The organism is Neobacillus sp. 204 (assembly GCF_046562815.1).
In the GTDB taxonomy this organism is placed as follows: Bacteria; Bacillota; Bacilli; order Bacillales; family Cytobacillaceae; genus Neobacillus.
Genome location: NZ_JBJORY010000009.1, coordinates 147708 through 162235 on the forward strand (window position 1 = coordinate 147708; position 14528 = coordinate 162235).

Below are 14528 nucleotides of genomic sequence, written 5' to 3' on the forward strand. Positions count from 1 at the left end.
ATTATTGCAACAAAAGTAAATATTAAGCTCGTTGGTCTATTGGTACATATTTTTGCATTCCAGGACCAATATAATCTGCACGCGGGCGGATTAAACGATTGTTTTCATACTGTTCAAGGATATGTGCAAGCCAGCCTGATACCCTGCTTACTGCAAAAATTGGTGTCATTAAATCATGGTCAATGCCTAGGCTGTGATAAACAGAAGCAGAATAGAAATCCACATTTGGTGGTAAGTTCTTTTCACCGGTAACAATGCTTTCGATCTTTTCAGACATATCATACCAGTGTGGTTCGCCTGTTAGTTCAGTTAATTTTTTAGACATTTCTCTTAAATGCTTGGCACGTGGATCTCCTTTTCGATAAACACGATGACCAAAGCCCATGATTTTTTCCTTTTTCTCAAGCTTTCCACGTACATATGGCTCTACGTTTTCTAATGTACCAATTTCTTTAAGCATTTTCATAACAGCTTCATTTGCCCCGCCATGTAAAGGTCCTTTAAGGGCTCCAATGGCAGCTGTTACTCCAGAGTAAACATCAGATAATGTCGCCACACAAACCCGTGCAGTAAATGTGGAAGCGTTTAATTCATGGTCTGCATGTAAAACTAGCGCTTTATCAATTGCTTCAATAGCAATGGGTTGTGGATCCTTTCCAGTCAACATGTATAAGAAGTTGGCTGCAAAGCTTAATTCTGGTTTAGGAGCAATTGGCTCCAACCCTTTTCTAACGCGAGCAAATGTTGCCACAATCGCAGGCATTTTTGCCTGTAAGCGAATCGCTTTTCGGTAATTCGATTCTGAATCCATTAAATCTGCTTCCTCATCATATAAACCTAAAAGAGAAACTGCTGAACGAAGTGCTGCCATTGGGTGTACCTTTTCGATTGGGTACATCTTAAAATGTTCGATTACTTCCTGTGGTAATGCTGCATTTTCAGAAAGTTGCTTTTTCAATTCAGCTAATTGTTCAGCATTAGGCAACTTAAGATGCCATAATAAATAGATTACCTCTTCAAAACTAGCATTCACAGCCAAATCATCAATGTCAAAGCCAACGTACGTAAGCGTATCATCAATAATTGAGCTAATGGAGGAAGTTGTCGCCACTACCCCTTCAAGACCGCGTGTTACTGTCATCGTAAATCTCTCCTTTTCATACTAAATTTCCCCATACCAGTGGAACAAAAAGATTCCCCTTATTCATCCATTAAAATGACTGAGCGATTGCTCGGATAAAAAGCAAACAATTAAAATTCTATAACTTTAGGCATTAATTAGTTAATAAGCAAATCAGCATATATATGTGGTTTATGTAAAAAAAGAAACGCTTACAAGCCTATTATAAACAATTATCAGATTTTTGTGAATGAAAAGCATTCGAAAAGTGTAAAAAAATATTATTTTACAAAAAATCTACGTAAAAAAACTAACAATTTTCATTGCCATATAGGCGATACCAGCTCCAATTAATGGACCGACAGCTACACCTTTAAAAATAGATACAGAGAGGATGGTTCCAAGTACTAAAGCCGTCGTAATCTGGGGATCATCTGCTAATAACTTGACGCCTCCTTTCGCCAACAAAGCGACAATCATGCCTGAGATTAGCGCTATCCAAGCATAGGAGGATTTAAATGCACCGGATAAGTCTTTAAAACCGATTTCTCCACTTGCAATTGGCGCTAACACTGCAATGGTAATAATTGTTACCCCCCAATTAATTCCTTTAGACTGGATAAATGAGAATACTTTTGTATCTAAACCCCCTACCTTTAAGACAAGCAGGACAGCAATTGCAATCAGTAAGGAACTGTTTTTAGCGATAAAACCAATAACTAGCAATAAAAGTAAAAATAATACCGACTCATTAAGCATGTTTTCACCTTCCCTTATATAAATTATCGTACCATAATGCTTGCATAGGAGTGAAATTACTGTTTATGTCAGTTTTCCTTCTATTGCATTACGAATCTTTCGCAAAAAAAGTTCATAATGTTTTATGTTATTATATTTAGCTGGAAAAATATGCAGAATTTTTCATAAGATGTTAAACTAGAATTACGATAATTCAGATAAAAGGAGGATTGTCTTTTGAATCTAACGTATCTATACCGGACCATTCGATTTATCATTGTCATCGGCGCAATAGTTTTGGGACTTTTATCTTGTTATTATTTATCAAAAGTAATCTATCCATTTTTAATTGGGCTAATCATTGCTTTTTTAATAAATCCACTAGTTGATATTTTTGAAAGAAAGGTTAGAATGCCTCGTGCATTAGCTGCCATCATTGCACTTATTATTATCTTTGCTTTATTTGCAGGACTTATTACTCTCCTCATAGCTGAAATTGTTTCGGGTGCAAATTATTTATCTACAGTTGTACCGGAACACCTTGATACGTTAATCGAGTATATTGAGAAATATTTCACGGCTCAAATTCTGCCAATTTACGACCAATTATCCAGTGTCTTTAAAAAACTTGATTCTGGTCAACAAGATACAATAATTAGTAATATTCAAAATGTCGGGACTAGAATTGGCACAACTGTTGGTAATTTTATTCAAAATCTCTTCGGGATTATTCCCAATATTATCGCTTGGCTTCCGAATGCGGCGACTGTTTTAATCTTTTCCTTACTGGCGACTTTTTTTATTTGTAAAGATTGGTACCGTTTATCGAGATTGGGTGGACGGCTTTTACCCGAGAAAGCCAAAAAGAGCAGCAGATCTGTTTTTATCGATTTAAAAAAGGCACTATTTGGTTTTATAAAAGCCCAATTAACACTCATTTCAATTACTACAGTTATTATACTAATTGGCTTGCTGATCCTTCGTGTTGATTATGCTATCACTATTGCATTAGTCACTGGAATTGTTGATATTATACCCTATCTTGGGACTGGAGCCGTTTTTGTTCCATGGATTATTTATGTGGCTATCGGTGGCAATATGGGGCTAGCAATCGGGTTAGGGGTTCTTTATATCATCGTCCTTGTTCAACGGCAAATCATGGAGCCAAAAATCCTGTCTTCTAATATTGGCCTCGATCCTTTAGCAACACTGATTGCGTTATTCGTCGGTTTTAAATTAATCGGATTATTAGGATTAATTGTGGGCCCTGTAACACTTGTCATCATCAGCACTCTATATCGTGCGAATGTTTTTCATGATTTATGGGGATTTATAATGGGGAAAGAGAACTAGTAAAAAAGTCAGTTCACTGTGAGCTGACTTTTTATTTTTATTTTATTATTTTTATATTTCCTTTTTTAATCCTTCTTTGCCACATTTTTATGATTAAATATTTTATCGGCTTTCGGGTGGGTGGAAAAAGGAATAGGAAGCCGGTTACATCGGTTATAAATCCCGGTGTTAATAGCAATATTCCACCGATTAATATACAGATTCCATCTAATAAAGCATCTCCAGGAAGTTGTCCATAGCTCAACTGTTCTTGCACCCTTCGGATCGTCTGCAGGCCCTCTCTTTTGGCTAAGTAAGCTCCAATAATTCCGGTCAAAAGTATTAGGGCAATCGTTGGCCACACACCAATGGCTTTACCTGAAAAAAGTAGTACACCAATATCTAGAGCTGGAATTAATATAATCAACAAAAATAAATAACGCATAGATTGTCCCCTTTCCAAAAGGCTTATTTTCATTATATAACGAATGGGGATCCTATTGTCATGATAAAAAAAGAAGGGTTTCCCCTTCTTTACTTTGCTATCAGTTTAATATATTTCACTTGTCTTTATAGTACGCTTGCGTGACCGTTGTAAATAACACCACTTGTTGCATCAACGGTTATTTCTTGACCATCTCTGAACAATTCTAAGGCATTATCTACCCCAACAACTACAGGGATGCTTAGGTTTAGTCCAACTACTGCTGCATGGCTTGTTAATCCACCTTCTTGGGTAATTACAGCAGCACATTTTTCTAGCGCTGGCATCATATCACGATCCGTACCAATTGTTACTAGGATTGAACCTTGTTTTACTTTTTCTAAAGCTTCCTTTGCATCTTGTGCAACTACTACTTTACCAAAGGCAGACCGACGGCCAATTCCTTGTGCTTTTGTAATAATATCTCCGACCACATGAATTTTCATTAGATTGGTAGTACCGGCCTCACCGACTGGCACACCAGCAGTAATGACTACTAAATCACCACGGTTCACGATACCGCTCTTTAAGCTGGCATCAACTGCATTATCCAGCATTTCGTCAGTTGTGGTAGCAACTTTTCCAAACTGAGGGTAAACGCCCCAAACAAGGGAAAGACGACGGCAAACATGTTCAACTGAAGTCACCGCAACAATCGCTGCTTTCGGACGATATTTAGATATCATTCTTGCTGTATGACCGCTTTCAGTAGGAGTTATAATTGATTTTACGTCAAGATTTAAAGCGGTGTGGGCAACAGATTGTCCAATTGCATCAGTGAGATTATGTTCTGTATCTTTGCTGCGGCCTGAAAGTATTTCTTTGTGATCTAATGCTGATTCTGCTCTGGAAGCAATATTGTGCATCGTTTGGACAGCTTCGACTGGATATTGGCCTGCTGCTGTTTCACCAGAAAGCATAATTGCGTCAGTTCCATCAAAAATCGCATTCGCTACATCACTTGCTTCAGCGCGAGTAGGTCGTGGATTTCTTTGCATCGAATCAAGCATTTGAGTAGCTGTAATGACAGGCTTTCCAAGTGCGTTACATTTCTTGATTAACATTTTTTGAACAAGTGGAACTTCTTCAGCAGGAATTTCTACGCCAAGGTCACCACGGGCAACCATTAAACCGTCCGAGATTTCTAGGATTTCGTCAATGTTATCGACGCCTTCCTGATTCTCAATTTTAGGAATAATATGGATATGAGTTGCTTTGTTTTCTTCTAAAAGCTGACGGATTTCTAATACATCTTTTGCTCGTCGTACGAACGAAGCCGCAATAAAATCAATACCTTGTTCAATTCCAAAAAGAATATCTTGCGTATCTTTTTCTGTAATACCCGGCAGGTTAACAGAAACACCAGGCACGTTTACGCCTTTTTTATTCTTCAATGTACCGCTATTTAGAATTTTCGTATGGATTTCACTATTTGATTTGTCTACGTTCGTAACTTCTAGACCAATTAAACCGTCATCTAGAAGAATTTTAGAACCTACATGCACATCATCAATTAATCCAGGATATGTAACAGAAAACTTGTCAACGGTCCCTTCAACTTCTGTCATGGAGACAATAATATTTTCTCCAGCCTGTAGTTCAATTGCCCCGTTTTGCATATTGTTGGTCCGAATTTCAGGACCTTTCGTATCAAGCAAAATAGCAACTGTTTTGCCAGTCAGCTGTGCTGCTTCACGGATATTTTTAATTCGTGCCCCATGCTCTTCAAAATCACCATGAGAAAAATTCAAACGTGCTACGTTCATTCCCGAATTAATTAATTGAGTTAACTTTTCCACACTTTCACTTGCAGGTCCTATCGTACAAACAATTTTAGTTTTCCGTAACATACTTCTTTTCCTCCTATATTAGAAAAGCACCTACGCCATTTCTTATATTCCTATATTCTTAAATTGATAATTCCATGGAAAGCTTGTATAAATCAAGGTCTATAGTATGTTTACGACCTAGTGCCTCAATAATGTCATAGTCGACCAGTTGATTCTTCTCAATCCCTACAGCACGACCGCCTTTTCCTTCAATCAAAAGCTCTACTGCTCTTGCACCTAATCGGCTAGCAAGAACCCGGTCTGCTGCAGTTGGTGAGCCACCGCGTTGAATATGTCCTAAGACAGAAACTCTAGTATCAAAGTTGGTTGCTTCCTGTACCTGCTTCGCAAACTCTACACCACTGCAGACACCTTCAGCCACCACAATAATACTATGCTTTTTACCACGTTCTTGGCCTTTTCGAAGTTTGTCGACAATATCATTCATGTCATAACCTTCTTCAGGAATCAGAATCGTTTCTGCTCCACCCGCAAGACCTGCCCATAGAGCAATGTCACCTGCGTTTCGTCCCATTACTTCAATAACAAAAGTTCTTTCATGAGAAGTAGCAGTATCACGAATCTTATCTAATGAATCGATCACTGTATTTAGTGCTGTATCAAACCCAATCGTAAGTTCAGTTCCGGGAATATCATTATCAATCGTTCCTGGAACTCCCACACACGGATAGCCTTGTTCTGTTAAAGCCTTTGCCCCACGATATGAGCCATCTCCGCCGATTACCACTAAGCCTTCAATTCCATGTGCTTTAAGCTGGTCAATCCCTTTTTGTTGCCCTTCTTTTGTTTTAAATTCTGGACAGCGGGCAGATTGAAGCATTGTCCCACCTCGTTGAATAATATCTCCGACCGAACCCAGCTCTAATTTTCTTATATTTCCAGAAATTAACCCTGTATAACCTCCGTAAACACCATACACTTCTACATTATGATAAATGGCTTTTCGCACAACTGCACGAATAGCTGGATTCATCCCTGGAGAATCTCCACCACTAGTAAGAACTCCTATTTTTTTCATGGTTATCACCTCTGTTTTTTATTGGGAATTTATGTATAAAAATTATATGTAGTAAAATAAAGGAAACGATGAGTTTTAGAAATTACTTCTTTTATTATTTACATAAAACCCGCGAATATTTATAAAATAACATGAAGAAATAACTATAACAACCTTATGGTATTAGTAATTATAAGAGACGGAATAATCAGTTTATTGCAAGCGTTTAATTTCATCTTGTAAGCGTCATCATTGTTTTTTTAAAGAATTTCTAGTGAACATTTTGTGAATTAAAAAAGAGGAAGCTCTCGTTTAAAATTTTACTCAACAAAAAAAGAGTGCCCATGAGGATGAGCACGTTTTATTAAGGTAGTTTACGAAAAGAGCCTTTATTAATTAACACCAATATAATCATTAACTGTCGCAAATTCACCGATTGTCCTAAAACGGTTATATCGATCAGCGATAAGTTCATCTTCCGACAGCTTAAGAAGCTGCTGTAAAGCTTTCTTCAGTACATTATCAATTTCTTCAGCTTGCTTTATTACATCCCTTTGAGCGCCGCCCTTAATCTCCGGAATAATATCATCAATGACGCCTAGCTCTTTTAGATCAGGAGCAGTAATTTTCATGGTTTCGGCCGCATTTCTAGCTAAAGATGCATCTTTCCATAAAATAGCTGCTGCACCCTCTGGTGAAATGACCGAGTAAGTGGAATTCTCGAGCATATAAATCCGATTTCCCACTCCAAGAGCAAGAGCACCACCACTACCGCCTTCACCAATAACAATACACACTACAGGAACCTTTAATCCAGCCATTTCAAACAAATTGCGTGCAATTGCTTCACTCTGTCCACGTTCTTCTGCAGCCTTACCAGGATAGGCTCCCTTTGTATCAATGAAACAAATAATCGGTCGATTAAATTTATTTGCCTGATTCATTAATCGAAGTGCTTTTCGATATCCCTCTGGATGAGGCATTCCAAAGTTCCTGCGAATATTTTCTTTTGTATCTTTTCCACGCTGGTGTCCAATCACTGTAACGGGTAAACCTCGATATTTAGCAATCCCGCCTACAATTGCCTCATCATCACCAAAGGTTCGGTCTCCATGACATTCAAAGAAATTCTCAAACAAATAGGGAATGTAATCTAATGTGGTTGGCCGGTTCGGAAGACGAGCAATTTGGACCCTGTCCCAAGGCTTAATATTTTCATAAATACTTTGTTCGAGTTTTTCAAGCCTTTTCTCTAATTTGGAGATTTCTGAGCTTAGGTCAACATCAGCCGTTTTTGTGAACTCTTGTAAATCAGTAATTTTTTTTCTTAATTCAATTACCGGGCGTTCAAATTCTAACTCTCCTACCATCTGAACACACCTCCAGGTTGATGGATTTCTAGAATGTTGGTGATTTTCTCAACTAAGTCAGTTCGATGGATAATTGCATCCAGTTGACCATGTTTTAAAAGGAACTCGGACGTTTGAAAATCCTCTGGCAATTCTTCGCGTATGGATTGTTCAATAACTCTTCGTCCTGCGAAAGCAATGAGCGCACCAGGTTCAGAAAGGTTGAAATCACCTAATGATGCAAAACTCGCAGAAACCCCGCCAGTTGTTGGATGTGTCATAATCGAGATGATTAATCCGCCATTATTACTAAACTTCTTGAGTGCCACACTAGTTTTTGCCATTTGCATCAAACTTAGTGCCCCCTCTTGCATTCGGGCACCACCTGAAGCAGTAAAAATAATAAAAGGGACATTTAATTCATCCGCTTTTTCAATGGCTTGTGTAATTTTTTCGCCGACTACTGAGCCCATGCTTCCCATTCGGAACGAAGCATCCATTATCGCAAGAACAATTTTATGATCATTGACTGTTCCAATGCCTGTTACAACAGCCTCATTTAACTTACTCTTTTGCCGATCTTTCTCAAGCTTTTCAATATAGTCAGGAAAATCCAATGGATTTTTAGAAATCATATCTTCATTAAATTCTACAAAACTTCCTTCATCAATGAAGCTGTCCAATCGTTCTTTAGAATTCATTGGAAAATGATGTCCGCAATGCAAACATACCTTAGAGTTTTTCAACAATTCTTTTGTATACATGATTTTCTTACAAGAAGGGCACTTTGTCATTATTCCTTCAGGAACATCATTCTTTGCATTTTCCGTCGGAATTTGAGCATATTTCTTCTTTTTTGTCTGGTTTTTTGAAAAAAGATCTTTCAGCGCCAAAATTAAACCTCCTTTGTGCTTCGATAACGCCAAATGGCAAGTTTATCCAATCATAACTTTACTAAAAGTTTTTCTATTTAAGCTTTACTTCATACCTCGTTGCTTTCAAGGGTGGTCAGACCACTTATAGATAAAAAACACCCGTTTCCTAGGGCTTGGATAACCTTCACTATAAGATAAAAAGAGTTCAAAATCTGTTAGTATTTGTCGTTAAAAACTGACAAATTCCGTAGATTGTAATAAGCAGACAGTGTTTTCGCTTCATTCTTTTCGGCTAAGGCATCTAGTAGGATTAAATAATCTTCACGATGATAGATAAAATTACTTGAATCGAGTGAATGGTAATAATCTTTTAAGATGGACCAAATTCTAGAAAAAAGGTGGTTATCTGCTATTTCAATAATTTGATAAAAAAACTCATCATCATTTAAAACATTTTCCTGATTCACCCATGATTTCAAGTTTACAATATTATTATCATCTATTTTTTGAAGGGCTAATCTTAGGCAATCCATCTCTATAAAGTTCTTTGTTTCAAATACATCTCGTTTCGCTTTTTCATCTTGTAAAATAAATGTACTAAGCAACTGAACCAGATGATTCCCCCGAAAATCCCGAATAAACGTCCCTTCACCACGCCTGGTTTCAATTAATCCAAGTAGTTCTAAAGCTCTAAGTGCCTCTCTAACTGAAGAGCGCCCGAAATTCAGGCGCTCAGACAATTCTCGTTCAGAAGGAATCTTATCTCCAGTTTTTAGATCACCAATGGTAATCATTTCACGTAGTTGCTTAACAATCTCTAAATAGACCTTGGTATTGTTTGCCACTCACGTATCACTCACTTTTACCAATAATAGCGAGCCTCTTTGTTTTTTCCTTTATTTCTTCTGGATCAACCTTAATACGTGCTACACCTGTTTCCATAGCTGCTTTTGCTACTGCTGCAGCTACATCTGGCGCAACTCTTGGATCAAAAGGACCAGGAATAACATAATCCGCATTAAGTTCATCTGGATTGATCAGGTTGGCAATAGCTTCTACTGCCGCGACTTTCATTTTTTCATTTATATGGGTGGCACGAACATCGAGTGCCCCACGGAAAATTCCTGGAAAGGCGAGAACATTGTTTACCTGGTTTGGAAAATCTGAACGACCGGTTCCCACCACTTTTGCTCCTGCTGCTTTTGCCTCATCTGGCATAATTTCAGGGACCGGATTAGCCATTGCAAAAATAATAGAATCAGGATTCATTGAAGCGACCATTTCTTTTGTAAGTGCTCCTGCTACTGAAACCCCGATAAATACATCTGCACCTTTAATTACATCTTCAAGGCTGCCAGATAGATTATCTCGATTTGTAAACTTAGCTACTTCAGCTTTCACTACATTCATACCTTGTGGACGCCCTTCGTAAATGGCTCCTTTGGTATCACACATAATTATGTCCCTTACACCATAACTATATAACAATTTAATAATTGCAATCCCGGCAGCACCTGCACCGTTTGCGACTACCTTAATTTCGGTCATTTTTTTGCCAATTAGCTTTAGGGCATTGACAAGACCTGCTACTGTTACAATAGCTGTACCATGCTGATCATCATGGAAAATTGGGATATTTGCCTCCTTCTTCAATCGTTCCTCAATAACGAAACAATTTGGAGCAGCAATATCTTCTAGATTCACGCCACCAAAAGTAGGTTCCAGCAATTTCACAGTTTCAACAATTTTATCTACATCGGTTGTGTTTAAACAAATCGGAAATGCATCAACCCCGGCAAAACTCTTAAATAATACCGCTTTACCTTCCATAACAGGTAGTGCTGCTTCCGGACCAATATTCCCAAGCCCAAGAACTGCTGTACCATCGGAAACGACGGCAACCATATTCCCTTTCATGGTATATTCGTAAACTAATTCTGGTTTCTCATAGATATCTTTACATGGCTCTGCAACACCTGGTGAATAAGCTAAGCTTAAATCATGTGCATTTCGGACTAGAACTTTTGACTTCGACTCTAACTTTCCTTTATTAATTCGATGCATATGTAATGCTTCTTCCCGTAAAGTCAAGATATGTCACCCCTCAAATTTATACAAAAAGTTTATAAACATCCCACTATATGTAGCCCGATTTTTTGGTGGTCAGACCACACTTGTCTCATTATCACTATAACATATCTTAGATAGTTGTAAAGAATTATTCCTTCAAGACAACATTTTTTGGCCCAAGCATCTCCCTTAATAATTGCAGTAATTCGAGGGTTGGTTTGATATTATTTTCTTCACCTAACTTAATTGTTTTTCGACTTTTTTCATAGTGTAAAATTACAGCTGCAGTGCCTTGATTATCTTTTAAAAGTTGATGGATCTGCTGAAGAAATTTCTCATCTTGTCTTTCTTCTACTATTTTCAAATATAAAACTGATTGTTTACGTGTTTTTGTTTTTAGCCACTCTTCTAATAGAAAAACTTGTTGAATGATTAATTGCTGTTTCCCATCACGTTCTTCGATCTTCCCTTCAAGTAATGTAAACCTGCCATGCCCTAATAAGTGCGAATATTTTTTGTATACATTAGGGAAGGCCACTGCTTCCATTTCACCACTTGAATCACTTACGGTTAAAAAGGCCATCGAATCACCTTTTTTGGTACGAATTGATTTCATCGAAGTGATATATACTCCAACTGATACCCGTTGGTTGTTATGATTCATACCAAATAAGGAGTGTGCCCCACTTTGCTTAAGCTGCTCTTCATAAATAGAAAGCGGATGATCAGAAAGATAAAAACCAAGTGCTTCTTTTTCAAATGTCAGCTTATTCTCTTGACTAATGGGATCGACTTGCATATATTTCGGCTTTGGCATGAATTCATCTTCAAATAAATCAAATTGGTTGTTATCTGTTGGTTTAAATATTTGGGCATGTTCCATTGCAACATCTAAACTAGCAAGCAACACGGCACGATCTTCGCCAAACTCGTCGAAGCAGCCAGAGTGAACAAGGAACTCGAGCGTTTTTCGGTTGATAGCTTTACTAGAAACCCGAATACAAAAATCAAATAAGTCTGCAAACCTTTTCTTTTTCCTCGCCTGAAAGATCTCTTTTAAAGCGGCTGCCCCTACACTTTTAACCGCCGCCAAGCTGTAACGGATCTCCTCTTGTTCCACTTGAAAGGAATAGCCGCTATGATTGATAGATGGTGGCAGGACTGTGATATCTTTTTGTTTTGTTTCCATCACGTATTGTGCTATTTTCGTATCATTTCCGATTGCGGAGGTAAGTAAGCCTGCCATAAAATAAACCGGATAATTTGCTTTTAAATAAGCCAACTGATAGGCAATCATACTATAGGCAACGGCGTGACTTCTGTTAAAGCCATAGTTAGCAAAGCGGACGATTAAATCGTAAACATCATTGGCAAGTGTTTGTTCATAGCCTTTTTTTAGAGCACCATGCACAAAATGACTGCGCTCTTGATCTAGAATTTCTTTTTTCTTTTTCCCGACTGCCCTTCTTAAAAGATCCGCTTCCCCCAGCGAAAAGCCTGCCATTTTCGATGCTATTTGGATAATTTGCTCTTGATAGACAATGACACCATATGTATTTTCAAGGATTGGCCGTAAATCAGGGTGTGGATATTCAACTGCTTGTACGCCATGTTTCCTGTCTATAAAGAGCGGGATATTTTCCATTGGTCCTGGGCGGTATAAGGCATTAACTGCCACGATATCCTCAAAGTGGGAAGGCTTTAAGCGTGTTAGAACCTTGCGCATTCCTTCTGATTCAAGTTGGAATACACCCGTTGTTTCACCTTTAGCTAACAGGTTGAAGGTTAGGGTGTCATCTAATGGAATCGAACTAATGTTTATTTTTTTACCAGTTTTACGTGAGATTGAAGATAAAATTGAATCTATCAATGTAAGATTTCGCAGGCCAAGAAAGTCCATTTTTAAGAGGCCGATTTCTTCCAGGTACTCCATTGAAAATTGCGTTAAAAAAACATGGTTTGTCCCCCGCTGGATGGGGATTAAATCAATAAGCGGCTTCTCACTAATAACAACACCTGCTGCATGCGTGGAAGTATGACGCGGAAGTCCTTCTAGTTTTAAAGCCGTTTCAAAAAGACGTTGATACATCGGACTTTCATTAATAAACCTTCTAAGCGCTTCTGATTCTTTATAAGCACCTTTCAAGTCTATTCCTAATCGCGACGGAATCATTCTTGATAAATGTTCGAGTTCCTTGGAATTTAACCCGAATACCTTTCCGATATCTCTTAGGACTGCTTTTGCAGCGAGTGTTCCAAATGTAACAATTTGAGCAACATGCAGTTCCCCATATTTCGCCGCTACATAATTTATCACTTCATCACGACGATGGTCTGGAAAATCAATATCTATATCCGGCATGGAAATTCGCTCAGGATTTAAAAACCGCTCAAATAATAGATCATGTTTTAATGGATCAACATCTGTAATGTATAAAACATAGGCAACTAGTGAACCTGCTGCTGAACCTCTCCCTGGTCCTGTCAAAATCCCATTCTCCCGTGCGTATTTCATAAAATCCCAAACAATTAAAAAGTAGTTGCTGAACTGCATTCGTTTTATCACCGCTAATTCATAGGACAACCGTTCAAAATGCTCCTTAGAAGGCGAGGAAAAACGTTCACTTAATCCCAGTTTACACAATTGATCTAGGAATTCCTCAGCCGGAATTCCTTTTTCTGTTGGAAATGCCGGCAAATAAGTTTTATTTAATTCAATGTCAAAGTGACATCTATTGGCAATCTGGATTGTATTTTCCAATGCATCTGTTATATCAGAAAAGCAATCAACCATTTCGCCTGCCGTTTTTAAATAGAATTGATCGTTTTCCATCTTTTCTCTGTGATCATCCTGCAATTTATCACCATTTTTAATGGCTAGCAAACATTCATGAGCAAACATATCTTCTTTCTCTAAATAATAGACTGGGTGGGTGGCTACAAGCGGGACATTCATTTCTTTTGACATGATCGTAAACTTATTTCTTATTTTAGTTTCTTGTTCGAGGTGATGATTTTGAATCGCAAGAAAAAAGCTATCCTGTCCAAAAATGGTGTCTAGTTTTCTAATCATATCTCTTGCTATTTCCTCGTTGTCATTGATGATCAACTGCTCGATTTCACCTTCGAGACCAGGAGTTATCGCAATTAACCCTTCCGAATAATGTTTCAACCATTTGAGCGGAATTCCATTTTCCGTTTTGGTTTGCACCGTACTAGATATCTTTAACAAATTTTTATAACCACGATCATTTTCAGCGAGTAAGACTAATGGATAGGACTCATTATTGGAGTACTCACTTTCCACATCCACTGTTAATCCGATAATGGGCTTCAAATTATTTTTTTGGCATAACTTATAAAATTCGACTGTTCCGTACATGACGTTTCTGTCCGTTAAAGCGATGGCAGAAAACCCTTTTTCTTGTGCATTTTTTATTAAATCCGGGACAGATGCCGTACTTGTTAATAAACTGTATGCACTATATACATGCAGGTGAATAAAAGACATATTGTCACACCCTTAATTCCATAATCTCTCCCTCTATTATAGAACGAGATTGGTAAAAAAGAAAATATGTTCTCATTTTTTAAGAAAGCGGCAGCGCCCGTTAAACGATGTCCATTTGCCCTAGGCGCTGTAGCTGGCCAATTCTTCATTCATATTTACACATATTTGTCCATATAAATGAGTATTAGTATTGACTACTGGA

11 protein-coding genes are annotated in these 14528 nt (G+C 37.9%); 1 reads left to right on the plus strand and 10 read right to left on the minus strand.

What is annotated here, in order from left to right:
- Positions 1–22 precede the first annotated feature (22 nt).
- Positions 23–1141 carry a citrate synthase gene (gene citZ / locus ACJ004_RS19355; RefSeq protein ID WP_410894773.1) on the minus strand — a complete coding sequence of 373 codons (1119 nt, stop codon included), beginning with the start codon at positions 1139–1141 and terminating at the stop codon, positions 23–25.
- Between the two features lie 276 nt (positions 1142–1417).
- Positions 1418–1879, minus strand: coding sequence for a DUF441 domain-containing protein (locus ACJ004_RS19360; protein WP_410894774.1), 462 nt, complete (start codon positions 1877–1879; stop codon positions 1418–1420).
- A gap of 216 nt (positions 1880–2095) precedes the next feature.
- On the opposite strand from ACJ004_RS19360, the gene ytvI reads away from it, so the two are divergent.
- A complete protein-coding gene (ytvI, locus tag ACJ004_RS19365) occupies positions 2096–3211 on the plus strand; it encodes a sporulation integral membrane protein YtvI (protein ID WP_410894775.1) in 1116 nt (371 codons plus the stop codon).
- Between the two features lie 37 nt (positions 3212–3248).
- Here the strand turns inward: ytvI and ACJ004_RS19370 are convergent, their stop codons facing one another.
- From ACJ004_RS19370 to dnaE, 8 genes are all read right to left on the minus strand, one after another.
- The gene (locus ACJ004_RS19370) at positions 3249–3635 is read right to left on the minus strand and encodes an FxsA family protein (protein ID WP_410894776.1); all 387 of its coding nucleotides are present in this window, start codon (positions 3633–3635) and stop codon (positions 3249–3251) included.
- A 125-nt stretch (positions 3636–3760) separates the two neighbouring features.
- Positions 3761–5524: a pyruvate kinase gene (gene pyk, locus ACJ004_RS19375; RefSeq protein ID WP_410894777.1), complete on the minus strand. Its 1764-nt coding sequence runs from the start codon at positions 5522–5524 to the stop codon at positions 3761–3763.
- 58 nt (positions 5525–5582) lie between these two features.
- The gene (gene pfkA, locus ACJ004_RS19380; RefSeq protein ID WP_410894778.1) at positions 5583–6542 is read right to left on the minus strand and encodes a 6-phosphofructokinase; all 960 of its coding nucleotides are present in this window, start codon (positions 6540–6542) and stop codon (positions 5583–5585) included.
- 371 nt (positions 6543–6913) lie between these two features.
- A complete protein-coding gene (gene accA / locus ACJ004_RS19385; RefSeq protein ID WP_410894779.1) occupies positions 6914–7891 on the minus strand; it encodes an acetyl-CoA carboxylase carboxyl transferase subunit alpha in 978 nt (325 codons plus the stop codon).
- Complete coding sequence (gene accD, locus ACJ004_RS19390) at positions 7885–8763, minus strand: acetyl-CoA carboxylase, carboxyltransferase subunit beta (protein WP_410894780.1); 879 nt, start codon at positions 8761–8763, stop codon at positions 7885–7887. Before accD ends, accA begins: the two co-directional genes overlap by 7 nt.
- Before the next feature lie 197 nt (positions 8764–8960).
- A complete protein-coding gene (locus ACJ004_RS19395) occupies positions 8961–9590 on the minus strand; it encodes a FadR/GntR family transcriptional regulator (protein ID WP_410894781.1) in 630 nt (209 codons plus the stop codon).
- 7 nt (positions 9591–9597) lie between these two features.
- Positions 9598–10836, minus strand: a complete 1239-nt coding sequence (ystJ, locus tag ACJ004_RS19400; protein ID WP_410894782.1) for an NADP-dependent malic enzyme — start codon at positions 10834–10836, stop codon at positions 9598–9600.
- A gap of 127 nt (positions 10837–10963) precedes the next feature.
- Positions 10964–14326 (minus strand): DNA polymerase III subunit alpha, encoded by a 3363-nt coding sequence (dnaE, locus tag ACJ004_RS19405; RefSeq protein WP_410894783.1) that lies wholly within the window; start codon positions 14324–14326, stop codon positions 10964–10966.
- Positions 14327–14528 lie beyond the last annotated feature (202 nt).